Source organism: Mesorhizobium japonicum MAFF 303099 (assembly GCF_000009625.1).
Classification (GTDB): Bacteria; Pseudomonadota; Alphaproteobacteria; order Rhizobiales; family Rhizobiaceae; genus Mesorhizobium; species Mesorhizobium japonicum.
Genome location: NC_002678.2, coordinates 630,017 through 654,824, shown reverse-complemented (window position 1 = coordinate 654,824; position 24,808 = coordinate 630,017). Strand labels below are relative to the sequence as shown.

The 24,808-nt window shown below is 62.8% G+C and carries 22 protein-coding genes; 14 read left to right on the top strand and 8 right to left on the bottom strand.

Annotated elements, in window-relative coordinates:
- Window positions 1–83: 83 nt before the first annotated feature.
- Entirely contained in the window at window positions 84–1,154 is a 1,071-nt protein-coding gene (locus tag MAFF_RS04425; RefSeq protein ID WP_044547700.1) for a GGDEF domain-containing protein, read from the bottom strand.
- Between the two features lie 415 nt (window positions 1,155–1,569).
- On the opposite strand from MAFF_RS04425, the gene MAFF_RS04420 reads away from it, so the two are divergent.
- Both MAFF_RS04420 and MAFF_RS04415 read left to right on the top strand, forming a co-directional pair.
- Window positions 1,570–1,986, top strand: coding sequence for a GFA family protein (locus tag MAFF_RS04420; protein WP_010909686.1), 417 nt, complete (start codon window positions 1,570–1,572; stop codon window positions 1,984–1,986).
- A gap of 78 nt (window positions 1,987–2,064) precedes the next feature.
- The gene (locus MAFF_RS04415) at window positions 2,065–2,424 is read left to right on the top strand and encodes a diacylglycerol kinase (protein WP_010909685.1); all 360 of its coding nucleotides are present in this window, start codon (window positions 2,065–2,067) and stop codon (window positions 2,422–2,424) included.
- A 23-nt stretch (window positions 2,425–2,447) separates the two neighbouring features.
- Here MAFF_RS04415 and MAFF_RS04410 read toward each other — a convergent pair whose 3' ends face one another.
- Complete coding sequence (locus MAFF_RS04410; RefSeq protein ID WP_010909684.1) at window positions 2,448–3,035, bottom strand: DedA family protein; 588 nt, start codon at window positions 3,033–3,035, stop codon at window positions 2,448–2,450.
- Complete coding sequence (locus MAFF_RS04405) at window positions 3,032–3,595, bottom strand: DUF1003 domain-containing protein (protein ID WP_032930413.1); 564 nt, start codon at window positions 3,593–3,595, stop codon at window positions 3,032–3,034. Before MAFF_RS04405 ends, MAFF_RS04410 begins: the two co-directional genes overlap by 4 nt.
- Before the next feature lie 86 nt (window positions 3,596–3,681).
- Here MAFF_RS04405 and MAFF_RS04400 point away from each other — a divergent pair, with 86 nt between their 5' ends.
- From MAFF_RS04400 to MAFF_RS04375, 6 genes are all read left to right on the top strand, one after another.
- The gene (locus tag MAFF_RS04400; RefSeq protein WP_010909682.1) at window positions 3,682–4,398 is read left to right on the top strand and encodes a DNA-3-methyladenine glycosylase I; all 717 of its coding nucleotides are present in this window, start codon (window positions 3,682–3,684) and stop codon (window positions 4,396–4,398) included.
- 107 nt (window positions 4,399–4,505) lie between these two features.
- Entirely contained in the window at window positions 4,506–6,182 is a 1,677-nt protein-coding gene (locus tag MAFF_RS04395) for an NAD+ synthase (RefSeq protein WP_010909681.1), read from the top strand.
- Between the two features lie 53 nt (window positions 6,183–6,235).
- Window positions 6,236–6,646, top strand: a complete 411-nt coding sequence (locus MAFF_RS04390; protein ID WP_010909680.1) for a GNAT family N-acetyltransferase — start codon at window positions 6,236–6,238, stop codon at window positions 6,644–6,646.
- Window positions 6,647–7,039: 393 nt separating this feature from the next.
- The gene (locus tag MAFF_RS04385) at window positions 7,040–8,845 is read left to right on the top strand and encodes an ABC transporter ATP-binding protein (RefSeq protein ID WP_010909679.1); all 1,806 of its coding nucleotides are present in this window, start codon (window positions 7,040–7,042) and stop codon (window positions 8,843–8,845) included.
- A 255-nt stretch (window positions 8,846–9,100) separates the two neighbouring features.
- Entirely contained in the window at window positions 9,101–10,255 is a 1,155-nt protein-coding gene (locus MAFF_RS04380) for a hypothetical protein (RefSeq protein ID WP_244420716.1), read from the top strand.
- Between the two features lie 147 nt (window positions 10,256–10,402).
- Window positions 10,403–11,776: a glutamate--tRNA ligase gene (locus MAFF_RS04375; RefSeq protein ID WP_010909677.1), complete on the top strand. Its 1,374-nt coding sequence runs from the start codon at window positions 10,403–10,405 to the stop codon at window positions 11,774–11,776.
- Here MAFF_RS04375 and MAFF_RS04370 read toward each other — a convergent pair.
- The 4 genes from MAFF_RS04370 to MAFF_RS04355 all read right to left on the bottom strand — a co-directional run bounded on the left by MAFF_RS04370 (window position 11,694) and on the right by MAFF_RS04355 (window position 17,212).
- Entirely contained in the window at window positions 11,694–12,896 is a 1,203-nt protein-coding gene (locus MAFF_RS04370; RefSeq protein ID WP_010909676.1) for a DUF2865 domain-containing protein, read from the bottom strand. The genes MAFF_RS04375 and MAFF_RS04370 overlap by 83 nt on opposite strands.
- Before the next feature lie 162 nt (window positions 12,897–13,058).
- Entirely contained in the window at window positions 13,059–13,739 is a 681-nt protein-coding gene (locus MAFF_RS04365) for an outer membrane protein (RefSeq protein WP_010909675.1), read from the bottom strand.
- Between the two features lie 192 nt (window positions 13,740–13,931).
- Window positions 13,932–16,256 carry an NADP-dependent malic enzyme gene (locus tag MAFF_RS04360; RefSeq protein ID WP_010909674.1) on the bottom strand — a complete coding sequence of 775 codons (2,325 nt, stop codon included), beginning with the start codon at window positions 16,254–16,256 and terminating at the stop codon, window positions 13,932–13,934.
- 176 nt (window positions 16,257–16,432) lie between these two features.
- Window positions 16,433–17,212 (bottom strand): SDR family oxidoreductase, encoded by a 780-nt coding sequence (locus MAFF_RS04355; RefSeq protein WP_010909673.1) that lies wholly within the window; start codon window positions 17,210–17,212, stop codon window positions 16,433–16,435.
- A gap of 119 nt (window positions 17,213–17,331) precedes the next feature.
- Here MAFF_RS04355 and MAFF_RS04350 point away from each other — a divergent pair, with 119 nt between their 5' ends.
- Both MAFF_RS04350 and MAFF_RS04345 read left to right on the top strand, forming a co-directional pair.
- Window positions 17,332–18,147, top strand: a complete 816-nt coding sequence (locus tag MAFF_RS04350) for a UDP-2,3-diacylglucosamine diphosphatase (protein WP_080512026.1) — start codon at window positions 17,332–17,334, stop codon at window positions 18,145–18,147.
- Between the two features lie 126 nt (window positions 18,148–18,273).
- On the top strand, window positions 18,274–19,539 hold the full coding sequence (locus MAFF_RS04345) for an MFS transporter (RefSeq protein ID WP_010909671.1): 1,266 nt from the start codon (window positions 18,274–18,276) through the stop codon (window positions 19,537–19,539).
- Here MAFF_RS04345 and dgcA read toward each other — a convergent pair.
- Entirely contained in the window at window positions 19,459–20,442 is a 984-nt protein-coding gene (gene dgcA, locus MAFF_RS04340) for an N-acetyl-D-Glu racemase DgcA (protein ID WP_010909670.1), read from the bottom strand. The two genes, MAFF_RS04345 and dgcA, sit on opposite strands and share 81 nt — an antisense overlap.
- 77 nt (window positions 20,443–20,519) lie before the next feature.
- Here dgcA and MAFF_RS04335 point away from each other — a divergent pair, with 77 nt between their 5' ends.
- The 4 genes from MAFF_RS04335 to MAFF_RS04320 are packed head-to-tail and all read left to right on the top strand — an operon-like array spanning window position 20,520 to window position 24,597.
- Window positions 20,520–21,707, top strand: coding sequence for an ABC transporter permease (locus tag MAFF_RS04335; protein ID WP_010909669.1), 1,188 nt, complete (start codon window positions 20,520–20,522; stop codon window positions 21,705–21,707).
- Window positions 21,708–21,711: 4 nt separating this feature from the next.
- On the top strand, window positions 21,712–22,521 hold the full coding sequence (locus MAFF_RS04330; RefSeq protein ID WP_010909668.1) for an ABC transporter ATP-binding protein: 810 nt from the start codon (window positions 21,712–21,714) through the stop codon (window positions 22,519–22,521).
- A 14-nt stretch (window positions 22,522–22,535) separates the two neighbouring features.
- On the top strand, window positions 22,536–23,909 hold the full coding sequence (locus tag MAFF_RS04325) for an MCE family protein (protein ID WP_010909667.1): 1,374 nt from the start codon (window positions 22,536–22,538) through the stop codon (window positions 23,907–23,909).
- Between the two features lie 37 nt (window positions 23,910–23,946).
- On the top strand, window positions 23,947–24,597 hold the full coding sequence (locus tag MAFF_RS04320) for an ABC-type transport auxiliary lipoprotein family protein (RefSeq protein WP_244420715.1): 651 nt from the start codon (window positions 23,947–23,949) through the stop codon (window positions 24,595–24,597).
- Window positions 24,598–24,808 lie beyond the last annotated feature (211 nt).

Here is a 24,808-nt window from a genome sequence, read left to right as displayed (position 1 = left end):
GCTGGAGAAATCCGGCGCCTTCTTCGTTTTAGCTCACGTTTGTGTTCTCGGCAGCTGCCAGCGCGATCAGCTGATAGAAGGCGTCAGTCCTTCTTGTAGAGCAGCCAGCTCTTGCCGGCGCGGCCGGCCATCGTCGAATGCTTGGTGACGCGGTTGCGGCCGCTCACTTTCGAACGGTAGAGCGCCCGGTCGGCCTTGGTGTAGAGGTCTTCCGGGCCTTCGGCCTCGGATGCCATGCAGATGCCCATCGAGACGGTGACGGTTCCGTAATTCATGCCGGTCTGGCTGCTGGTGAACGGCGTCTGCTCGATCAGGGCGCGAATGCGCTCGGCGATCTCGTAGGTGGCGTCTTCGCTGGCGCCCTCGATGATCAGCGCGAACTCCTCGCCGCCGGTGCGGGCGACGAACATGTCGCCGCGAATGCTGGTCTGGAAAATCTCGGCGATGATCTGGATGATCTTGTCGCCGACAGGATGGCCGTAGCGGTCGTTGATGTCCTTGAACCGATCGATGTCGGCAAGGATCAAAGCATTGAACAGGATACCCTTGTTGCTGTTGTAGATCCGGGTGATTTCCTTGTCGAAGGCGCGGCGGTTCCGGATCTGGGTCAGCGGATCCGTATCGGCCAGCCGCTTGTATTCCTCCAGCTTCGACTTGACGCTTTCGAGTTCGGCCGTCTTGTCGCTGAGCGTCGAGGCGATCTGCTTGCCGTGATCGATCGTCGAATTGGTGGCAACGGCCATGGCGTTGGCGATTTTTTGCAGGAGATCCTGGGAGAGCAGGCTGCGGCCACTCAGGCCGTTCGATGTCTCGTCGAGGATCCTGCCGTATTTTTCGATGTGGCTGCGTTCGCTGCGCAGCAGCGCCGCGACCTCCTCGAGTTCCCGGGCGATGACGTCCCGCGCATGCTCGACGATGCCGGGGCCGTGGTTCTGGGCAAAGAAGGCGCGTCCGATCTTATCCAGCTCATCCTGCGTCGGCCGGCTGCTCAGTGACACGACGGCGAGGCTGAGCTCGCGGTTGGTGCCGCTCAATGCCTCGTAGAAGATTTCGTAGTTGCGCGGCAGGCCGAGGACGCCAAGCTGGCGCATGGTGGCAACAACCGTGGCTGCGATGTCGGTGCTTCGTTCGGTCGTGGCGGCTGCCGGCTGCATGTCTGATCCACTCTTCCCCTCGGATCCCAGCGCGGAATTTGCGGGTTCCGTTGATCGCCGACATGGGGAGCGCGACCCGATAGCCCAGAACGTCTTGCGAAGAGACGCGTCCCCACCCGCCATCTTCGCTTGGTGTGACCATAGATGCGGTAGCGCTAAAGTTTCCTTAATGCGCACGACTTCCACAGGTTTTTCTCTACCTATGGCTGTAGAAGCATATATTTTGTACCACCGTCGCGGGACAACACCCAGTTTGGCGGTTTTGACTTCGAGATCCGCGTGTTGTGCTGATGGAAATGAAACTTGAATTTCAAATTTGTCACGCCGATCGATGTCGCATTTGCTTGCGCGCGACCACGGCAAAGCTGGAATCCTGGCGACGATGCTGGACGAGGTTTCTTCAGGGAGTACCGAAATGAGCGATAGTCACCAGGGATCATGCCTGTGCGGCGCGGTCCGCTTCCGGACAAAGGGAGCATTGCGCGGCGTCGTCTACTGTCATTGCTCGCAATGCAGGAAGCAAAGCGGGCATTTCTATGCCGCGACCAACGTCGCCGACGCCGACATCGTAATCGAAGGCACGGAAAGCATCACCTGGTATGAAGCGTCCGCTTTCGCCGGGCGCGGCTTCTGCAAGACATGCGGGTCCGTACTTTTCTGGAAGCCAAGGACTCAAGACTATATTTCGGTCATGGCGGGAGCGTTCGACAAGCCGACAGGTCTCAAGGGCGACTGTCATATCTTCGTCGGCGACAAGGGCGACTATTATTCGATCGACGACGGGCTGCCGCAGTTTGAAAAGTCGACGCCTTCGATAGCGGTCGCTGAATGAATTTTGGACGAGACGCCTTATTCCCTTGATCGGGCCGTTGCTTTATCTCGTGCCGGTAATTCGGAAAGAGGTTTGGGCATGCAGCGGCTGATTGACGCTTTTTTCAATTCGGTGCGGGCGTTTCGCAAGCTGGCCGCCAGCGAGAAGGCTTTCCAGCAGGAGCTGATGCTGCTGGTGCTCGCCTTGCCGGCGGCGTGGTTCGTTTCGGTCTCCTGGCGTGGTTATGCCTTGCTGATCGGGGCGGTGCTGCTGCTGATCATGGTCGAGGTGCTGAACACCGGCATCGAGGCGGCCTGCGATGCCTTCAGCCGCGAGTTCAATGTCGACATCCAGCTGGCCAAGGATTGCGGTTCGCTGGCGGTGCTGATCTCCGTGGTCATCGTCGCCGGCGTCTGGGGCATCGCGCTGATCGAACGGATCACCGGCTTTCCGATCTGACCTTCCGAGCGAGGCCGGCGGCATCACTGCTCCCGGCGACGCTCCCGCTTGGCGATGTGGCGGGCGACAAGCCAGGCCAGCGCGGCCACCGTCAGGCCGATGCCGAGCCCGATGAACAGCCGCTCGTGGCGCATCAGCGCCTGGCCGACGAAATGCTCGGCGCCCAGCCCGAAGACATAACCGATGGTGCTGAACAGCACCGCCCAGATCACCGATGAGATGGCGTTGAGGATGACGAAGCGGGGTGCTGCTATGGTCGACAGGCCGGCCGCGATGCCGCCGACCAGGCGCATGCCATAGACATAGCGGTTCGACAGCACGAAGATGTCGGGATGGGTATTGAGCAGACGGTAGGCGCGGCGGAAGCCGGGCCGCCTGCGTAGCCTGACGACCTGACGGTTGTCGGCGAAACTTCTGCCCAGGATGAAGAAGCAGGTGTCGCCGACGAAGGCGCCGAGCGCCGCCGCGACAATGGCATGCCACAGCACGAAAACATGCTGGTGGGCGAAGAAACCGCCGAGAATGGCAGCACTTTCCCCTTCGGCGACACAGCCGAGAAAGACGGCAAGCAGCCCATACTGTTCGATAAAATGATGGATCGCTTCGGTCATGAGGCCGACTGCTGCCGCGCCAGCCTCTCGTCGATGCTCTTGACCGCTTCCGCCAGCCGCACGATCTCGTCGCGCATGCCGATGATCTGGCTGTGGCGCAGTTCATCCAGCTTTTCGTGCAGCGCCATGATCTCGATCTCGGCCTTCAGATTGACCTCGTAATCGTGGGCGGCATCGATGCGGTCGCGTTCGGTCTGGCGGTTCTGCGCCATCATGATCACCGGCGCCTGCAAGGCGGCGACCATCGACAGCACCAGATTGAGGAAGATGAACGGGTAGGGGTCGAAGGCGTCGCGCGTCAAAAGCCAGACATTGCCGCTGGTCCATAGGATCAGGAAGGCGATGAAGCCCAGGATGAAGGACCAGGAGCCGCCGATGCGGGCGATCGTATCGGCAAGGCGGTCGCCAAAGGTCTGGTGGAAAGCGACCGCCTTGTTGGTGTCCCTGGAGATCGTGGTGCGCTCGAGCGTTGATTGCAGCACCCGGCTCTCCAGCTGGCTGAGGCCGTCCGGCCGTCGCTTGAGCCAGCGGTTCGCCAGGTCGTCGATTGTCTTGTTCATGGCCGTCTCCGTCGTCAGTGGAGATAGACGTAGAGGCTGCCGCCTCTCGCGGGAAGTGTTACATTCAGGCCAACACCGAGGGACCCATGGCCGATTTCCAGAAAATTCGCCTGCGCGCGGCAAAACGCAAGGGCGGCGAGGCGGAGCTGGCAACGCTGCTCGGGCCTGTGCCCGACAATGCCGCGGTCGCCGACATTCCGGACGATCGCATTCTCTCGACCATGGCCGAGCGTATCTTTGCCGCCGGTTTCGTCTGGCGCGTCATCGAGCAGAAATGGCCCGGTTTCGAGGAGGCGTTTCTGCGCTTCGAGCCGAAGCGGCTGCTGTTCCAGCCTGACGACTTCTGGCACGATCTGACTTCCGACCAGCGTATCGTGCGCAACCCGCAGAAAATCAAATCCGTGCGCGACAACGCCGCCTTTGTCGAACGCGTGTCGAAGGAGCATGGCGGCTTCGGTGAATTCCTTGCCAACTGGCCTGCCGGCGACCAGGTCGGGCTGATGGCCTATCTCGGCAAGCATGGCAGCCGGCTGGGCGGCAATACAGGCCAGTATTTCCTGCGCTGGCTGGGCTGGGATGCCTTCGTCATCTCGGCCGACATGGCGGCGGCGCTTTGCGACGCCGGCCTCGACATTGCCGAAAGCCCGACCTCGAAGAAGGACCTCGACAAGATCCAGGCCCAGATCAATCAATGGGTGGCGGACACAGGCCTGCCGCGGCGACACATTTCGCGCATCCTGGCGATGTCGATCGGCGAGAACCATTCTCCGCAGTCGCTGCGCGAATATATGGGCGACGACTGATCGACGGTCCCAACACGACTGATGACGAATGACGTCTGTCATTCGGTCGGAGTTGGTCCAAGCGAACGCCATTGCGAGGCGAATTTTGCCGCGCTAAGTCAGCAGGCATGACCAAGAAGCCCGACATACTGCGCATCGCGATCGCCCAGCTCAATCCGACCGTCGGCGATGTCGCCGGCAATCTCGCCAAGGCCCGCGAGGCGAGGGCGGATGCCGCGCGCCAGGGCGCCGATCTCGTGCTCTACACCGAGCTTTTCCTTGCCGGTTACCCACCTGAAGATCTGGTGCTGAAGCCGGCCTTCCTGAAGGCTTGCGAAAAGGCGGCGCAGGAGTTTGCCGCCGATACATCGGATGGCGGCCCCGGCGTGATCATCGGCACGCCGCTGAAGCGCAAGAGCGGCACGCACAATTCGATCATCGTCGCTGATGGCGGCAAGATCATCGCCGAACGCTACAAGCTCGACCTGCCGAATTATGGCGAGTTCGACGAGAAGCGCGTGTTCCAGGCTGGACCCGAGATCCAGGGACCTGTCAATTTCCGTGGCGTGCGCATCGGAATTCCGATTTGCGAGGACATCTGGGGCGATGTCGGCATCTGCGAATCGCTGGCGGAAAGCGGGGCGGAAATCCTGCTGGTGCCGAACGGCTCGCCTTACTATCGCGCCAAAATCGATGTCCGCTACCAGGTCGTCATTCGCCAGATCATCGAATGCGGGCTGCCGATCACCTATGCCAATCAGCTTGGCGGCCAGGATGAGCTGATCTTCGACGGCGCGTCGTTTGCCATCGGCGCCGACAAGACATTGGCTTTCCAGATGAGTCAGTTCGAGGAAGCGGTCGACGTCGTCACATGGAAGCGCGGGGAGGACGGCTGGGTCTGTTCGGAAGGGCCGATGTCGAAGATCCCGGAGCGGGAGGAGGCCGACTATCGCGCCTGCATGCTGGGCCTGCGCGACTACGTCAACAAGAACGGCTTCAAGAATGTGGTGCTCGGCCTGTCCGGCGGCATCGATTCGGCGATCTGTGCCGCCCTTGCCGTCGACGCGCTCGGCGAAGAGCGGCTGCGCGCGGTGATGATGCCCTATCGCTACACCTCGAAGGATTCGCTCAAGGACGCCGAGGATTGCGCCCGGGCGCTCGGCTGCCGCTATGACATCGTGCCGATCTTCGAGCCGGTCGAAGGTTTCCTGCATGCGCTGACGCAGCTCTTCGAGGGCACCAAGGAAGGCATCACCGAGGAAAACCTGCAGAGCCGCGCGCGCGGCACCATCCTGATGGCGATCTCCAACAAGTTCGGCTCGATGGTGGTTACGACAGGCAACAAGAGCGAAATGTCGGTTGGCTATGCGACGCTCTATGGCGACATGAATGGCGGCTTCAACCCGATCAAGGATCTCTACAAGATGCAGGTCTACGCGCTGTCGCGCTGGCGCAACAGCCATGTGCCGCCGGGCGCGCTCGGACCCTCGGGCGAGGTCATTCCGAAGAACATCATCGACAAGGCGCCGTCGGCGGAATTGCGCGAGAACCAGACGGACCAGGATTCGCTGCCGCCCTATCCGGTGCTGGACGACATCCTCGAATGCCTGGTCGAGAACGAGATGGGCGTCGACGACATTGTCGCGCGCGGCCATGACCGGGCGACGGTGACGCGCATCGAACACCTGCTCTACATCGCCGAATACAAGCGCCGGCAGGCGGCACCAGGGGTGAAGATCACCCGGAAGAATTTCGGCCGCGACCGCCGCTATCCCATCACCAACCGCTTCAGGGATCGTGGGTAAGCGCGTTCGTCCGCTGGGCGAAAATACGCGGTGCCGCGGGGCGAGGATACAGCATGCCGGACTGTGAGATCAGCTTCGACCTCGCGCGGATCGACTTTCGCGCGACCTCCGACCTGTTGATGGCGAGCTATTGGGGGACTGGACGCAGCGATGAGTTTCATCACCGGGCCTTCGCCAATTCGCTCTGCGCCGCCGCCTACATCGATGGCAAGCAGGTCGGTTTCGGCAGGGCGATCACCGACCGCACGGTGTTCGCCTATCTCGCCGACATCATCGTCTGGCCGCAGAATCGCGGGCAGGGCATCGGCCAGCGGCTGGTGCAGGCACTCATCGATCATCCCGAGCTCGGCAGCGTCTCGCACTGGAGCCTGTCGACCGGTGATGCGCATGGGGTCTACGAAAAGCTGGGCTTTAAGGCATCGACCGACGGCCGATACATGCGCCTGGACCGCGCGGTCCAGTGACCGGAACGCGGCGAAAGCTTCCGCCGCCGTTGTTGCAAAATAATCGCAGTGCTTGGACCAGATACGCTTTTGGGCAGGGCTCGTCTTGGCGATGCATCGGAGCGTCTCTATAAGAACCATTCCGCGATTCATTTGCGGGAGGTCCGAATGGCAGTATTTAAAATGGTAATGCGAGGCCGCGAAGCCTAGGTCTCATCAGGCGCCGCGCGAAGGTCCGTCCTTCGCATCGGCGCCGGTTTGAGCACAGGCTTATGCCGATGCCGGTCGCCGCCCGATTACGGGCGTGACGCCAAAATATGCCACTCCGCTTCTGGGCAATCATTGGCCCCTTGCGCGGCTTCTTCAATTTTTCGACCTTATTGGGATCGGGCGCATTTGTGCCCGAATGACATCATGGCTCATTTCAAGATCGATTTGCGCGCGAGCGCCTTTCGCAGCGTTCTTGGTTTCACGCTCACCCATTGGCGGCGCCAGCCCTGGCGGCTTTCGCTGATCATGGGTGGTTTCCTGCTGTCGACGCTGGCCGACGTCCTGACGCCGCTCTATTCCGGCAGACTGGTCGACGCCGTCGCCAGCAGCGCCGGCGCGAACGCCGTCGCCTGGAATGCCGCGATGACGGCGTTTTCGATATTGATGGCGCTTGCCTTGACGGGCGTCGTGCTGCGCAACCTGGCGTTCATGGGTATAGTCGAACTGACGCTGAAGATGATGGCTGACATCGCCGCCGATGCCTTCCATCGCGTCCAGCGCTTTTCCACCGACTGGCACGCCAACAGCTTCGCCGGCTCGACCGTGCGCAAGGTGACGCGCGGCATGTGGGCGCTCGACCTGCTCAACGACACCATCCTGATCGCGTTGCTGCCGTCCGTCGTCATGCTCGTCGGCTCGACGCTGCTGCTCGGCTGGTTCTGGCCGCTGATGGGCGTGGTCGTTGCCGCAGGCTCGGTGCTGTTCATCATGGTGACGGCGATGCTGTCGCTTGGCTATGTCGCGCCGGCGGCGCGGCTCGCCAACACCTGGGACACGCGCCTTGGCGGTTCGCTCGCCGATGCGGTGAGCTGCAACGCCGTGGTCAAGGGCTTTGGCGCCGAGGAGCGCGAAGAGCGGCGCCTTGCCAAGGTGGTCGCCAAATGGCGGGCGCGCACGCGGCGCACCTGGGTGCGCGGCACCATCAACGGCACCACGCAAGGGGCGCTGCTGCTGGTCATGCGCGCGGCCGTCATCGGCCTGTCGCTGCTCTTGTGGTCTTGGGGTCAGGCGAGCGCCGGCGACGTTGCCTTCGTGCTAACCTCGTTCTTTGTGCTGCAGGGCTATCTCAGGGATATCGGCACGCATATCCGCAATCTGCAGCGTTCGATCAACGACATGGAGGAACTGGTCGATTTCCAGTCCGAACCGCTCGGCATCGAGGACCGGCCCGGCGCCAGGCCGATCCGGATCACGCAAGGGTCGATCAGCTTCGACAGGGTCACCTTTCACTACGGCAATCACCGGTCGCCGCTCTATCGCGACTTTTCGGTCGATATCGCGCCGGGTGAACGCGTCGGACTCGTCGGTCACTCCGGTTCGGGCAAGACGACCTTCGTCAAGCTGATCCAGCGGCTCTATGACGTCAATGCGGGCAGGATCCTGGTCGACGGCCAGGATATCTCTCAAGTGGCGCAGGCGTCGCTGCGCGGGCAGATCGCGATCGTCCAGCAGGAGCCGATCCTGTTCCATCGCTCGCTGGCCGAAAACATCGCCTATGCCAGGCCGAGCGCGACGCAGGAAGAGATCGAGCATGCCGCTAGGCTGGCGAGCGCGCATGATTTCATCTCCAGCCTGCCGAAAGGCTATGGCACGTTGGTCGGCGAACGCGGCGTCAAACTGTCGGGGGGCGAGCGGCAGCGTGTGGCGATCGCGCGCGCTTTCCTGGCCGATGCACGCATCCTGATTCTGGACGAGGCGACATCGAGCCTCGATTCGGAATCGGAGGTGCTGATCCAGCAGGCGATGGAGCGGCTGATGGTCGGCCGCACCACGCTGGTCATCGCGCACCGGTTGTCGACGGTGCGGGCGCTCGACAGGCTGCTGGTCTTCGATCGCGGCAACATTGTCGAGGAAGGCTCGCACGACGAGCTGATCCGGCTGAAGGGCGGCATCTACCGCCGCCTGTTCGAGCGTCAGGCGCTCGAACTGACCAAGGGACTGGTCATCTGACCTGAGATGGCCTCCGGCATCGGCCGGAGGCCATCTCCCTCAGGCGCTGTCAGCTGGACTGACCTGCGCGGCATGTGGCATCCCCACGGTTTAGACGTTTTTTACGATGCCGGACTACAACACGCCTTTTCTACCACTGGTTGTTGTATGTTTACGCAAAGGCAATCCAGGGATAGTAGGCTCGTACCCTTGGGATCAGACTGGCCAGCGCAGGACTTCGACTTCACGATGCATCTTGCTTCCGAAGATACCGGAATGGAAAAGCTGGCTGCGCCGTCCGTGCTGGCAACTCAGCACGGCACGGTTCGGCCACTCGCCGCCGAAGATCTCGAGCGGGTCGCCGCACTCTTCCTGACCAAGTTTCGCCGTCGGCGACGTCACCTCCTCGATCGGGCGATCGCTGAGGTGGCCGAGTATATGAGGAAGATCTATCTCGCCCCTACCGACCAGTCCGGCGCGAGCAGCGCTCTTGTCCAGATCAACCCGCAGGGCGATCTGGGTGGCTTCCTCGGTGTCCTGAAAGCCTGCTACGAGCTCAACGGAGCGGTGCTGAATGCCGCGATCATCGGTCCGCTCATGGCCGACACCGGCACCGATCACGGTTCGGCCGGACCGCAATTGCTGCGTGCCGTGCATCAAGGCGAATTCGATCTGCACCTGACCGATTCGGCCAACCGTGTATCCCTGGCATTCGCGCGCCCGATGAAATACCAGCTCCTGCCAACCCATTGCCTGGGATGGACCCGCATTTTCCGCCCGGCCGCGGTGGCGTCCGCCGTGGTTCGCGGCAGATGGCCGGGCCTGTCTCGCTTCGTACTCGATCCCTGCGCCAGGGCATTCGATCCTTTTACGAGAAAAAGGTTCGAACCGACCGTCCAGCATTCCTCGTCACATCGCGTCCATCGGCAGCCGATGGACGCCGCGCAATTTGCGGAGCGGCTGCCGACGATTGTGTCCGATTACGCGCTGCGGCCGCGCTGGCAGGATGATGAGCTGCTGCGGCTGCTCGCGCTGGCGGCCGAGAAACGGGCCGACGGCCCCCTTCACTTTAGTGGAACCTACGACGAAGCCGGTAAAATGCTTGGTTGCTACGCTTTCTACGGTCAGGCCGGCGGCATCGCGAACCTGTTGCAGATCCAGTCCTCTGGGCCTCACTGGGGCGCGACGCTTGATAGCCTGATCGAGGAGGCATGGAATATGGGCTGTGCGGGCATTATCGGGCAGACGCAGAACAGGTTCATGCCGCAGCTCTTCAGCTACAAGAATGTTTTCTTCCGCTATGCCGGGGGGACGATGGTGCGCTCGCGCATCCCCGAGGTCGCGCAAGCGGTCCGTTCTGGCGACATCTTCATCGGTGGGTTGATGGGCGATCGCTGGACCCGCCTCAGTTCAGATGATTTCGGCCGCTGATCGCTTTCAACCAGCTGTTCTGATCGGATAAGGGCCATGCGTCTCGCAGGGCGCTAGTCTTTTCATCGCGCGCATCATGTTCTATGTGTGCCGACCAGTGCGGGGGCGCATCTTGTCAATCACAAAGGCATCCGGTACGCCCCGCTCATGACAGTTACCGTTCGTTTCGCCCCGTCGCCGACCGGCCGCATCCATATCGGCAATGCGCGCACCGCTCTGTTCAACTGGCTGTTTGCGCTCAACAACAAGGGCCGCTTCATCCAGCGCTTCGACGACACCGACATTGGCCGCTCGAAGCAGGAATTCGCCGACGCCATCCTCTACGACCTACATTGGCTGGGCATTTTCCCGGATGCCACCGAATATCAGTCGCGGCGCTTCGAGGTCTATGACGCGGCGGTCGAGCGGCTGAAGGCGGCTGGCGTTCTCTACGCCTGCTACGAAACGCCGGAAGAACTCGATCTGAGGCGCAAGGTGCGCCGTACGCGCGGCCTGCCGCCGGTCTATGGCCGCGAGGCCTTGGCGCTGACACATGAGCAGGTAGCCGAATACCAGGCCGATGGCCGCCGGCCGCACTGGCGCTTCCTGCTTCCCAATTTCACCGGCGATCCGCTGCAGCCCGAACGCACCGAGGTTCATTGGAAAGACCTGGTGCGTGGCGAGGAAACGGTCGATCTCGCTTCGCTCTCCGACCCAGTGCTGGTGCGCGAGGACGGCACCTATCTCTACACGCTGCCATCCGTCGTCGACGACATCGAGATGGGCGTCAGCCACGTCATCAGGGGTGACGACCATGTCACCAACACCGGCGTGCAGATCGCCTTGTTCAAGGCGCTGGGCACCGAGCCGCCTGTCTTCGGCCACCACAATCTCTTGACCACCGTGTCAGGCGAGGGGCTCTCGAAGCGCACCGGGGCACTCTCCATCGAAAGCCTGCGCGAGGATGGCATCGAGCCGATGGCCGTCGCGTCGCTCGCCGTGCTGGTCGGCACTTCGGAGAATGTCGCGGCCGCGCATGATCTCACCGAACTTGCCGGCCATTTCGACCCGGCCGCGACCTCGAAATCATCGGCCAAGTTCGATCCGGACGAACTGTTCGTGCTCAACCGCGTGCTGATGCACCACATGCCGTTCGACGAGGCGCGCGACAGGCTGATGGTGCTGGGCATCTCGGGCGAACAGGCCGAGCCGTTCTGGCTGGCGGTGCGCGGCAATCTCGACCGGCTCGCCGATGCGGTGGGCTGGTGGCGCATCCTGCGCGAGGGGCCGCAGGACAGACCGGAGTTCTCCGACGACGATCGTGACTTCCTCGGACAGGCTTTCGAAGTCTTGCCCGAAGAGCCCTGGAACGGAACCGTCTGGAAGGACTGGACCGGCAAGATCAGGGAAGCGACCGGGCGCAAGGGCAAGGGGCTGTTCATGCCGCTGAGGCTTGCCCTTACTGGACTGCCTTCGGGGCCGGAGCTTGCAGATTTATTGCCGCTGATGGGTCGGGAAGGAACGTTGGCCCGACGACCCTGACCTTGCGCTGCTCCGGCGGTAGTGCGGATACGGGCGACGTCACCGGCTTGGCGGAAAGCCGTTTGACAGCCTCGCGGTCGAGCCCGCCCTCCCTGTTGGCCAGGGTCTCCGGGTCGGCGCCCGGATCGGGCTTGGAGGCCGGCACGGGAACCAACGGTGCCGCCTCCGTTTCCGGCAGCGACTGTTGCGGAGGCGGAGGGTTGCCGCCGATGATCTGAAAATTCTGCGCGGCATTGCAGCCGCAGGCCGGCGGCCGCGACATGTTGGACTGCTTGTAGAGATAGGCGGTCGGCAACTCGCTGTAGGGCCTGCCGGTGACCGATGACGTCATCGAAGCCGAATCGTCATCCATGCCGCGCGAATAGAAGACCTGCATCTCGGTGCCGGGGCAGCTCGATTCGCAATTCTTCTGGTCGCGCTCGAAGTCGCCGACCGAGGCGGCATTCGACATCGGGAAGAAATAACCGTCGCAGGTGCGCACGCATGTGGTGTGGAACTCGCCGCCGGTGCCCGGAACGTCCGGAATGCCGGGCAGGTTCAGGACGCCGCGGACATTGCGTTCCTCGCTGGGATCGTCCGGCTGGTCAAGCGTATCGCTCTGCTGATTGCCGAAAAGCTGGTCGAACAGGTCGGCCTTGCCGTCTTGTTCTCCACGGTCGGCTTCCTGCAGCGGCGCACGGCGCGGCGCAACCGTGTCGTCGCGGCAGCCATTGGCGTCAAGCGCGGCCAGGATGCGGCCACGGTCGCGACGCGAGCCGCCGCCACCGGCGAGTTGGGCACGCTTAGCCTGGAGACTGTCGAGATTGGCGTTCATGCGGTCGATGGTGGCGTTGAGCCCGGCGCATCGATTGATGTTGCGGGAAAACAGCGAAAACCCGCAACCGGCACTGTCCGCTTGGTCGCGGGCCTTGGAGATTTGTTCGCGCTGCCGATCGATCGCGGCATCGTATTTGCGGATCATTGCCGGACCACCACCGCCGCCACGCGAAGCCGCAGCAAGATCGGCCTCCAACTGACGGCAAACCCGCGACGCCGCCTGTGGTTCGGTGATGGTGGCGCCGGACAGCAGCAGGCCAAGCAGCATGGCAGCATGCGCCCGCTTCAACCCTCCGCTTGTCATCCGCCTCAATCCCGCTGGCTTGTGCTCGCCAAACTACCCCGTTGCCGGTTAATCGTCTATTTCGGATGCGGTCCGGTACTCGGCCGAAAGCCTTGGATCGCGGCGGCGTGCGGGTTCAATCAGCCGGAAGCGACAAGGCACGGCAGATCACTCCACCGATTGTCAGAACTTGTAGTTCATACCGATCTTGACCGCGTTGAACGTGTTGTCGAACGTGGTGTTGGAGTTCGGGGCATAGTCGATGGTCTGGTCCCGCAGGTCGACATATTGATATTCGAATTTTGCCGACCAATGGTCCGTGATCGCTTGCTCCAGTCCGGCGCCGATGGTCCAGCCAACCTTGGTGTTCTTCTCGGAAAAGGTGTCAAACGGACCGTCAACATACCGGTTCTCGACGCTTCCGAACGCCAGCCCGCCAGTGCCGTAGATCAGCGTGCGATCGAATGCATAGCCTGCCCTGGCGCGCAGCGTTCCAAACCAGTCCACCTTGGTATCGTAACGGTCGCCCAGGCCGGAGGTGATCTCGTCGGAGTGCCCCTTGATGTCGGCTCCGGAAACATCGGCCTCGACGCCGAGAACGGCGGAGTTGATCTGGTAGTTGTAGCCGATCTGCACGCCGCCCAGGAAACCGTCGGTATCGTAATCCTGCGAGCCTCGGATTGTCGGGGTGTTGGGCAAATTGTAAGTCGCGTCGGTCTTGCCGAAACCATAGCCGATCTGCCCGCCGACATAGACGCCTGACCAGTCATGGGCGGTTGCGGGCTCGGCACTGATGGCATCCGCGGCCAGAGCTTGTCCGCCGATCAGCGACAGCAATGCGGACGCGAGCAAGAGGCCCTTCATGACGTCCTCGCCGTCAAATCAGATGCGCAACCATATCAGGTCGGCTTCCCCCGCGAAATCCGCTTCCGGCCAACGCCGAATTTCCGCAATCGCAAGTTGCCGGTCCGCAACACCCCGGTTTGCAACGAGTTGTTGCCGGCATATGAGAGCACTGGCCTGGAAGACCAGGTCGAGCCTGCTGGCGGCTTCGGCCTAGTCCAGATTGGCGATGGCCTGCGCCTTGTGCGCGGCCTCGACCACTGCGAGCGCCGTCATGTTGACCACGCCGCGCGACGTGACCGAGGGCGTCAGTATGTGCGCCGGCTTGTCGGTGCCGAGCAGGATCGGGCCGACATGCAGCGCATCCATCATGGCGCGCAGGGCCGTCAGCGTGATGTTGGCCGAATCGAGGTTCGGGAACACCAGCAGATTGGCTTCGCCCTTCAGCCGCGAATGTGGATAGACGCGCTGGCGCAAATGCTCGGACAAAGCGGAATCGGCATGCATTTCACCGTCGCACTGCAACTCCGGCGCGATGCGCGCCAGGATCGCCGCCGCCTGGCGCATCTTCAACGCGCTTGGTGAATCGCGCGAACCGAAATCCGAATGCGACAGAAGGGCTGCCTTCGGCTCGATGCCGAAGCGCTGGATTTCCTCGGCCGCCAGCACGGTCATCTCGGCGATCTCCTCGGCCGTCGGGTCGACGGAGACGTGCGTGTCAGTGAGGAAGATGATTCCGCGTTGCGAGATCAGCATCGAAAGCGTCGACAAGTCATAGTCCTTGATGCCCGCGCGCGGCCCGATGATCAGCGTCACGTTGCGCAGATGCCGCTCGAAGCGGCCTTCGAGGCCGCAGACCATGGCATCGGCGTCGCCACGCTTGAGCGCCAGCGCCGCAATCACCGTGTTGTCGGTGCGCACCATGGTGCGCGCCGCCTCCGTCGTCACCCCGCGCCGGCCGGCGAGTTCGATCAAAAGGTCGACATAGTGCCGATAGCGCGGATCGTCCTCAGGGTTGATCAGGCCGAAATCGACGCCCGGCTTGATGCGCAGCCCGTAGCGCTTCAGCCTGACCTCGATGACGTGTGGGCGGCCGATCAGGATCGGCTCAGCGATGCCTTCCTCGAGCACCACCTGGGCGGCGCGCAGTACGCGCTCATCCTCGCCATCGGCATAGATGACGCGCTTGGCGCTCGATGCCTTGGCGGACGAGAACACCGGCTTCATCACCAGGCCGGAGCGGAAGACGAAACGGTTGAGCTTGTCGATATAGGCGGCGAAGTCGGTGATCGGCCGCGTCGCTACACCGGTGTCGCAGGCCGCCTTGGCGACGGCCGGCGCGATGCGCAGGATGAGCCTGGGATCGAAGGGCGAGGGGATCAGGAAATCGGGCCCGAAGATCGGCGTCTCGCCCGAATACGCGCGTGCGGCGACGTCCGAAGGCTCTTCGCGGGCAAGGGCGGCGATGGCCCGCACGGCGGCCATCTTCATCTCCTCGTTGATGGCGCTGGCGCCGCAGTCGAGCGCGCCACGGAAGATATAGGGGAAGCACAGGACGTTGTTGACCTGATTGGGAAAATCGGAGCGGCCGGTGCAGATCATGGCATCGGGACGCGCCGCGCGCGCCACTTCCGGCATGATCTCGGGATTGGGATTGGCGAGCGCCAGGATCAGCGGCTTTGGCGCCATATGCTGCAGCAGTTCCGGCTTCAGCACGCCCGCCGCAGAGAGGCCGAGGAAGACATCGGCGCCCGGGATGACATCGGCCAGCGTGCGCGCCTCGGTGTCCTTCACATAGGGGTCTTTCCAGCGGTCCATCTCTTCGGTGCGGCCCTTGTAGGCGACGCCGAAACGGTCGGTGACCCAGATGTTTTCGATGCGCACGCCGAGCGACACCAGAAGGTTCAGGCAGGCAAGGGCGGCCGCACCGGCGCCGGAGGTGACGACCTTGATGTCCGAGATCGTTTTGCCGGCGAATTCCAGTCCGTTGAGCACGGCGGCGGCGACGATGATGGCGGTGCCATGCTGGTCGTCGTGGAATACCGGTATGCTCATGCGGGCTTTCAGCCGTTCCTCGACTTCAAAACACTCCGGCGCCTTGATGTCCTCGAGATTGATGCCGCCGAAAGTGGGTTCGAGGGCGGCGACGGTCTCCACCATGCGCTCGATCTCGGGAGCGTCGATCTCGATGTCGAAGACGTCGATGCCGGCGAACTTCTTGAACAGAACCGCTTTGCCTTCCATGACCGGCTTGGAGGCCAGCGGGCCGATGTTGCCGAGGCCGAGCACGGCCGAGCCGTTGGAGACGACGCCGACGAGGTTGGCGCGCGCCGTGTAGTCGGCAGCGGTTGCCGGATTGTCGCGGATCTCAAGACAAGGCGCAGCCACGCCAGGCGAATAGGCGAGCGCCAGGTCACGCTGGTTGCCGAGCGGCTTGGTTGCCTGGATCTCGAGCTTTCCCGGCGTCGGGTGCTTGTGGAAGTAGAGGGCGGCTTCGTCGAGGTCCGAACGTGCCGTTTTCTTGTTCTCGCCTTCCATGCGGCCGCTCCCTCGAAACCTGTGTCGGGAGTCCTTTTAGCATGCGGCCAAGATTTTTCGCGACGCTAATTGACGCGCCGGCAGCTTTAAGTGGCGGCGCGTCGAAAATCACTAGATGTCAGATGCTTACGGCCATTTCATGCCAGATGAGTCGCGCCGCCTCGCTGACCTCTCGGTCAGAAGGCGCTGACGTAGAGGCCGCCATCGACCGGTATGTTCTGGCCCGTGAGATAGCCGGCATGGACCGAGCAGAGGAAGGCGCAGATCTGGCCGAATTCCTCCGGCGTGCCGAGCCGCTTGGCCGGCACATCGGCGCTGATGCGGGTCTTGCGCGCGGCTGCCGCGGCGGGGGCCTCTGATGTGCCAGCCTCGTGCGGGCCGCGCAGCCGGTCGGTGTCGAGCTTGCCGGGCAAGAGGCTGTTGATGGTGACGTTGCGGTCGATCACCGTCCGCGCCACCCCCGCGAGGAAGGAGGTCAGGCCGGCCCGCGCGCCCGACGACAGGTCGAGACCTGGAATAGGAACATAGACCGACAGCGAGGTGATGTTGACGATGCGGCCGAAGCCACGCTTCGCCATGCCGTCGAGGACGGCTTGCACCAGCTCGATTGGCGTCACCATGTTCTGGGTCACGCCTTCGAGAATTTTCGCGCGATCGAGTTCGCGGAAATCGCGCAGCGGCGGGCCGCCATTGTTGTTGACGAGGATGTCGGGTTCCGGGCAGGCGGCGAGCAGCGCCTTCTGCACGTCCGGTTTCGAAACGTCGCCGACGACTTCCGTCACCGTCACGTCAAAACGCTCGCGCAGCTCCGCAGCGGTCTTGGCCACCAGTTCGGCGTTGCGGCCGTTGACGACGATATCGCAACCGGCCTCGGCCAGCGCCATGGCGCAGCCCTTTCCAAGCCCCTTGCTCGAAGCGCAGACTATGGCCTTCTTTCCGCGGATACCAAGATCCATGACGATTTCTCCTGTGATTTGGCCGGCAAGCTAGTCCTTAGGCTGGACCAATCGCAACCGTCATACGGTTGTTGCATGAATCGGGGCATAGGCTGCGCGAAAGCAAGGGTGAAATCGCGATGTCAGGCCAAGAGCCCCGCACTTTCCGCAGCATGTTCATTTCCGATGTCCATCTGGGCTCGAAGGCGGCGAAGGCCGACTTCCTGATCGATTTCCTGCGCTACCACGACGCCGACATCATCTATCTGGTCGGCGATATCGTCGATGGCTGGCGGCTGCGGCGCAGCTGGCACTGGCCGCAAAGCCACAATGACGTCGTGCAAAAATTGCTGCGCAAGGCGCGCAAGGGCGCCTCGATCACCTATATCGCCGGCAATCACGACGAATTCGCCCGCCAGTTCCAGGGCGTGCATTTCGGCGGCATCGTTGTCGCCGACCGCGCCATCCATGAAACAGCCGACGGCAAGCGCCTGCTCGTCATCCATGGCGATCAGTTCGACACTGTCGTCCACAATCAGCGCTGGCTCGCCTATCTCGGCGATCACGCCTATGACGCGGCGATGATCGTCAACCGCGTGGTGACGCGGCTGCGCCAATTGCTCGGCCTGCCTTACTGGTCGTTCTCGTCCTGGGCCAAGGTCAAGGTCAAGAAGGCTGTCAACTTCATCGGCTCGTTCCAGACCGTGCTGACCGAGGAAGCTCGCCGCTCGCATGTCGACGGCGTCATTTGCGGCCACATCCACCATGCCGCGATCGAGAATTTCGATGACGTGCGCTACATCAACACCGGCGACTGGGTGGAGAGCTGCACGGCAGTCGTCGAGCACTTCGATGGCCGGATGGAAATCCTGACCTGGGCGCAGGTGCTGCCGGAGTCGTTTGACGAACCTTTCATCCCGATGCTCATCGAGGATCGGGTCGGGCAGGCGGCCTGACGCGAAGGCCGCTACGGCTTTTAAGCGGCAATCGATTGGTCCAGCCGGTTTCGCCAGGTTTTCTGCCATGTTAAGGGATCGATCCACGTCGCTAGCCAATTGAGCGCGGCGTTATTGGATCGATTCATGTCCCTCCCGCCGCTTTCGCCAGAACAGCTCGTCAAGCCGCGCCACTTCGAACTGCGCATGAGCCTGATCTTCGGCACATTGTTCATCTCGCTCGGCACGCATCTGCCCTATTTCCCGCTGTGGCTGCAGGCCAAGGGGTTTCACGCCGAGCAGATCGCCGTCATTCTGGCAGCGCCCATGTTCCTGCGCGTGGTGACAACGCCGCTGCTGACGACGCTCGCCGATCGGGCGAGGGACCGCGCCAATGTCTACGTCGCGCTGGTGGCAGCCTCCCTGCTGCTCTCGGCGGGCTATTTCCTCACCCCGACCTACGCGATGGTGCTGGCTGTGTCGCTGGGGCTGACCATTGTCTGGACGCCGCATTCGCCGATTGCCGATTCGCTGGCGCTTTCGGGCGTGCGCCGCTTCGGCTCGAACTATGCAAGCATGCGCAAATGGGGATCGATCTGCTATCTCTGCGCCAATGTCGCGGGCGGCTTCATCTTGGCGGCCACCGGTCCCCAGGCAGTGCCGGTGATCATAGTCCTTGCCCTTGCCGCGGCGCTCGTCGCCGGGCTGCTGGCGCCGCGCATGGGCCGGCCGCGCAAGGCCTCGCCACTGTCGGCCGCGGAAATCCAGCACGCGGCGCCGAGCCTGTTCAATGCCTATTTCCTCTACTTCACCTTTGGCGTCGGCATCATCACCGCCAGCCACGCCTTCCTTTACGGTTTCGTTTCCATCTACTGGAAATCGATCGGCATCAGCGATTCCGTCGTCGGCCTGCTGTGGGCCTGGGGCGTGGTGTCCGAAGTCTGCATGTTCCTGCTTTTCAACCGCATTTTCGCCTCCGTGTCGGTCGTCAAGGTGATGGTGATCGCCGGCATCGGCTCGATCGTGCGCTGGATACTCTTTCCGCTGGTGTGGCCGCTCGGCCTTGGCATCGCCGGCTTCTTCGCCGTGCAGTCGCTGCATTCGGTGTCTGTCGCCATGGTGCTCATCGGCCTGCAGAAAATGATCGCCGAGACAGTCTCCGAAGAGCGCACGGGGGCAGCGCAAGGCATCGCCTATTTCTTCAACGGCTTCTTCATGGCCGCCGTTACGCTGGCTTCCGGCCCGCTCTATGACCGTCTCGGCGTCGATGGTTTCCTGGTGATGATCCCGATCGCGATCGTCGGCCTAGTGCTGATCGGACTTGCCGCGCGCTCAGCCCCAAAGCGCCCGGTCGGGAGGGGAGACGAGCGAACCCTGGTAGACGAGGCCCGGCACACGGTCGCGGGCAAGTAGCAACGGACCGTCAAGGTCGACGAAATCGGCGTCCTGGGCGAGCAGCACCGCCGGAGCCATGGCAAGCGAAGTGCCGACCATGCAGCCGACCATGATGCCAAAACCGAGCTCGCGGGCGCGGTCACGCAGCACGAGCGCCGCCGTCAGTCCACCCGACTTGTCGAGCTTGATGTTGACGGCGTCATAGAGTCCGACCAGCGTTTCTAGGTTCTTCGCCTCATGCACGCTTTCGTCGGCACAGATAGGCAGCGGATGCGCGATGTGGCGCAGGATTTCGTCCCGGCCGGCGGGCAGGGGCTGTTCGACCAGCGCAATGCCGTGCTCCGCCGCAAATACGAGATTCGCGACGATGTTGTCGTCGGTCCAGCCCTCATTGGCATCGAGGATGATTCGGCTCTGAGGCGCGGCTTCCGTCACAGCGCGAATCCGAGCCGTATCGTTGTCGCCGCCGATCTTGACCTTCAGCAGCGGCCGGCCGGCATTGGCGCTGGCCTGTGCCGCCATCGCCTCGGGCTCGCCAAGCGACAGCGTGTAGGCGGTTTCCAAGGGGCGCAGCGGCGCCGGCCAGATTGCGTTCGCCACCGGCTTGCCGCTGATCTTGGCTTCGAGGTCCCACAGCGCACAGTCGACGGCGTTGCGGGCGGCTCCCGCCGGCATTGCGTCGAGCAAAGCGGTCCGGTCGATGCCGCCGGCGATCCGCTCGCGCATGGCCTCGATCGCGGCGTGCACGCCGTCCATGGTCTCGCCATAGCGCTTGTAGGGAACGCATTCGCCACGCCCGCTATGGCCATCCTGGCTGATCGTGCAGGTGATGACCTCGGCCTCGGTCTTGGAGCCGCGCGAAATGGTGAAGCTGCCGGCGATCGGAAAACGCTCGGCCTCAACCGAAATGACACGCGCCATATTTTTCTGCTCCGGCTGTGCGAGAAGGGTTGTCGGCAAATCGACAAGGTCGGACCCATCAGGCTAAACAGGACGTCATGTTGACCATCGGCAAGCGCGACGCAAGCGGTAGAGCCGCCTCGGAGGCTGACCACCAACCACGCGTGGCGGTCGGCGAGGAGGCTGGCGTACTCGGCTGCGCGTTTTCCGGAATCTGGACGACACGGACCGTGGCGCTGATCGACGCCGACATGCGCAAGATCGAGAAACGAAGCGGTTTCAAGACTTTGGCGCTCGATCTTTCGAAAATCGAGAAGATCGATACCGCCGGCGCCTGGCTGATCGACCGGCTGGTCAGCGCCTTCGAGAAGAAGAACGTCGAGGTCCGGCTGCAAGGCCAAAGCGAGATCGCGTCCATCCTGCTCGACGCGGTCGGCGAGGCTGTCCGGCGCGAACCCGAATCCGGTCCGGCGCGGCCGCCCAACATCATCATTCGCGCACTGGAGGCGGTTGGCCGCCGCGTCTACGAGATGCGTGACGATTTTCTCGCCTCGATGAATATTCTGGGCGCCACCATCCGCGGCGCGCAGATGAAGCTCGGCCGTGGCCATGCCGTCAATCCGGCGGCGATCTTCAACCAGATCGACCGCATGGGCGTCGGCGCCATTCCGGTGGTGGTGCTGATGTCGGCCATCGTCGGCGCCATCGTCGCCCAGCAAGGCGCCTACCAGCTCAGCTATTTCGGCGCCGATATCTTCGTCGTCGACCTCGTCGGCGTGCTGATCCTGCGCGAACTCGGCGTGCTGATGACGGCAATCATGATCGCCGGCCGCTCCGGCAGCGCGATCACCGCCGAGATCGGCTCGATGAAGATGCGCGAGGAGGTCGACGCGCTGAAGGTCATCGGTCTCAATCCAATCGGGGTCCTGGTCTTTCCGCGCCTGGTTGCGCTGGTGATCGCCTTGCCGTGCCTGACGATCATCGCCAATTTTGCAGCACTTGGCGGCGGCATCGTCGCGGCCTGGCTCTACTCCGATATCCCACCCGCCGCGTTCATCGACCGCTTGCGTGTCGCCATCGATCTCAGCACGATATTCGCCGGGCTGATCAAGGCACCGTTCATGGCCATGATCATCGGCACGATCGCCTCGGTGGAAGGCATGAAGGTCGGCGGCAGTGCCGAATCGCTCGGCCAGCACGTGACCGCCTCCGTGGTGAAGTCGATCTTCGTCGTCATCATCCTCGATGGGCTTTTCGCCATGTTCTACGCAGCGATCGAGTTCTGACACAATGGCGAAGGGCAACGGCATCAAGGTGGAGGAAAAGGACGAGAGCGAGATCGTCCTTTCGGTGCGCGACGTCACCGTTGCCATCGAGGACAAGCTGATCCTCGACAAGCTTTCGCTCGACATCAAGCGCGGCGAGATCCTGGGGTTCGTCGGTGCTTCGGGCGCCGGCAAGTCCGTCCTGCTGCGCACCATTCTCGGGCTCATGCCCAAGCAGTCGGGAACGATCAAGCTGTTCGGTGTCGACGTCGACAAGGCAAGCGATATCGAGCGCCTGCGCATCGACATGCGGCTTGGCGTGCTGTTCCAGCATGGCGCGCTGTTTTCGGCGCTGACCGTGCAGGAGAACGTGCAGGTGCCGATGCGCGAATATCTCGACCTGCCAAGGAAGCTGATGGACGAGTTGGCGCTGCTCAAGATCGAGCTGGTCGGTCTGCCGCCGGACGCGGCGCAGAAATTCCCGTCAGAACTCTCCGGCGGCATGATCAAGCGGGCGGCACTTGCGCGCGCGCTGGCGCTCGATCCGGATATCGTCTTTCTCGACGAGCCGACGTCCGGCCTCGACCCCATCAGTGCTGCCGAGTTCGACGAACTTGTCGTCAAGCTGCGCGACACCATGGATCTGACCGTCTATATGGTCACGCACGACCTCGATACGCTGTTTACCGCTTGCGACCACGTGGCGGTGCTGGGCAAGAAGAAAGTATTGGTCGAAGGCACCATCGACGACATGCTGAAGAGCGAGGAACCGTGGGTAAAATCCTATTTCCGCGGAAAACGCGCCCGGCAACTTGATCTTGCCGCACGTGCATAGCCATAAGTGAAGCAATGGAAACCAGAGCCAACTACGTCATTGTCGGCATCTTTACGCTGGTTGCGATCCTGGCGGCGTTCGGCTTCGTCTATTGGACGGCGGCGATCGGTGACAGGGGCGAGACGACGCTGTTGCGCGTGCGTATCCCTGGTTCGGCTTCCGGCCTCGGCCGCGGCAGCTTCGTGCTGTTCAACGGCGTCAAGGTCGGTGACGTCAAGCGCGTCTATATCGACGTCGACAATCCGACTGTCGCCATCGCCGACACCGAAATCGACCGGCTGACGCCGATCACCAAGTCGACGCAGGCCGATATCGGGCTTGCCGGCCTCACCGGGCAGGCCAATATCGAGCTCAAGGGCGCCGACCCCAAGGAAGTGAAACTCCTCGATCAGGCGGAGAAGGAAGGCAAGGTTGCCGAGATCGTCGCCAACCCTTCCGCCGTGACCAATCTGCTGCAGACGGCGCAGAACATCTTCAGCCGCGCCGACAAGGTGCTGAGCGAACTCGAGGGCTTCACCAGGGATGTTCGCGGACCGCTGACGCAGACTGTCCAGAACGTGCAGACATTCTCCGATGCGCTGGCCAAGAATTCCGACGGCATCGACAAGTTCCTGTCCAGCGTCAGCGCGCTGTCCGAAGAACTGAAGGGCGTGTCCGGCAAACTCGACGGGACGCTGAAGGCGGCGGAAGGCCTGCTCAATGCCGTCGACAGGGACAAGATCAAGAGCATCGTCGCCAATGTCGATACGGTGACCGCGAACCTCAAGCAGACATCGCAACAGCTCGACGGCGTGATCAAGAATGTCGACACGGCGGTCGGATCCGTCAATGATTTCGCCAAGCAAACACAAGGCACGCTGGCCAAGGTCGACGGGGTGCTCGACGGTGTCGATCCGGCGCAGGTGCGTGCGGCTCTGGCCAATATCCAGAAGGCCAGTGAAAACGCCAACAAGGCCGCTGCCGACATCGCGGTGGTGACCGAAAAGTTCGCCAACCGGGCCGACGATATCGACCAGACGATCAAGGACGCCAAGCAATTGGCGCAGCGGCTCAACGATGCCTCGGTGCGCGTCGACGGCATCCTCGCCAGGGTCGATACCTTGCTCGGCTCGGGGCAGGCTGATGGCCTGATGGCCGACGCCCGGGATACGCTGAAGTCGTTCAAGCAGGTTGCCGATACGCTGAACGCGCGGCTTGGCGTCATCACCGACAATCTGGCGCGCTTCTCGGGCCAGGGCCTTTCGAATGTCGAGGCGCTGGTGCAGGACAGCCGCCGCTCGATCACCCGCATCGAGGAAGCGGTCACGGATCTCAGCCGCAATCCGCAACGCATTCTTTCGGGTGGCGACGGCGAGGTTCGGCAATTCGATGGCAGGGCGCGGCGTTGACTTCGGCGCCTGCTCGCCCCAAGAACATGAGCTGCGGATGCGGGTTGATCTTACGATCCGGGGACAACGGGGATCGCGCGTGAAGTCGGTGTGGATGAAAACGGGTGGATTGACACCGGCTGCGGCGCTGCTTGCGCTATCGCTTGCCGGCTGTGCGGTACTGGGTGGCAAGCCTGCGCCGCTCGACACATTCGAGCTTTCGGCGCCGTCGGTTGACGCCCATGGCCATAGCCGCAAGCAAATCCTGATCGCCCAGCCCTCGGCGCTCAAGGCGCTGGACAGCCAGAACATCGTCATCAAACCCTCCGACCGCTCGATCCAGTATCTCAAGGGCGCGCAATGGGCCGACCGCCTGCCGCTGATCGTGCAGGCGCGGCTGGCGGAGACCTTCCAGCGCTCCGGCAGCTTTGCCGGCGTCGGCAAGCCGGGCGAGGGCCTGGCGATCGACTACCAGGTGATCGTCGAGATTCGTTCCTTCGAAGTGAGTGTCGACGGCGGCGAACATGCCGAGGTCGACCTGTTCGTGCGCCTGCTCAACGATCGCAACGGCGAGGTGCGCGCTTCCAAGAGCTTCACCGCGTCCGCGCCTGTTTCGGGCAGCGGCAATCCAGCCTACATCAAAGCGCTCGACAGTGCCTTCGGCGATGCCGCCAAACAGATCGTTCGCTGGACGGATTCGGTGATCTGAGCGATCTCCAAGAGGCTTTCTGAGACCTCAGCGCCGCCCCTCATTGCCCTGCCGGGCGTTCGTCACTCGAAAAGCCAAGCAATTGGCTTTTCGTCCGCTCCTCAACTCCCCGTATGGTGACGGGGAGAAAGACGCTGTCATTGACGGTTTCGCCAATCTCCAACGTTGCAGAATAGGCGTCGGCGACGCGGCCATCTCCCTTCTCCCTGTC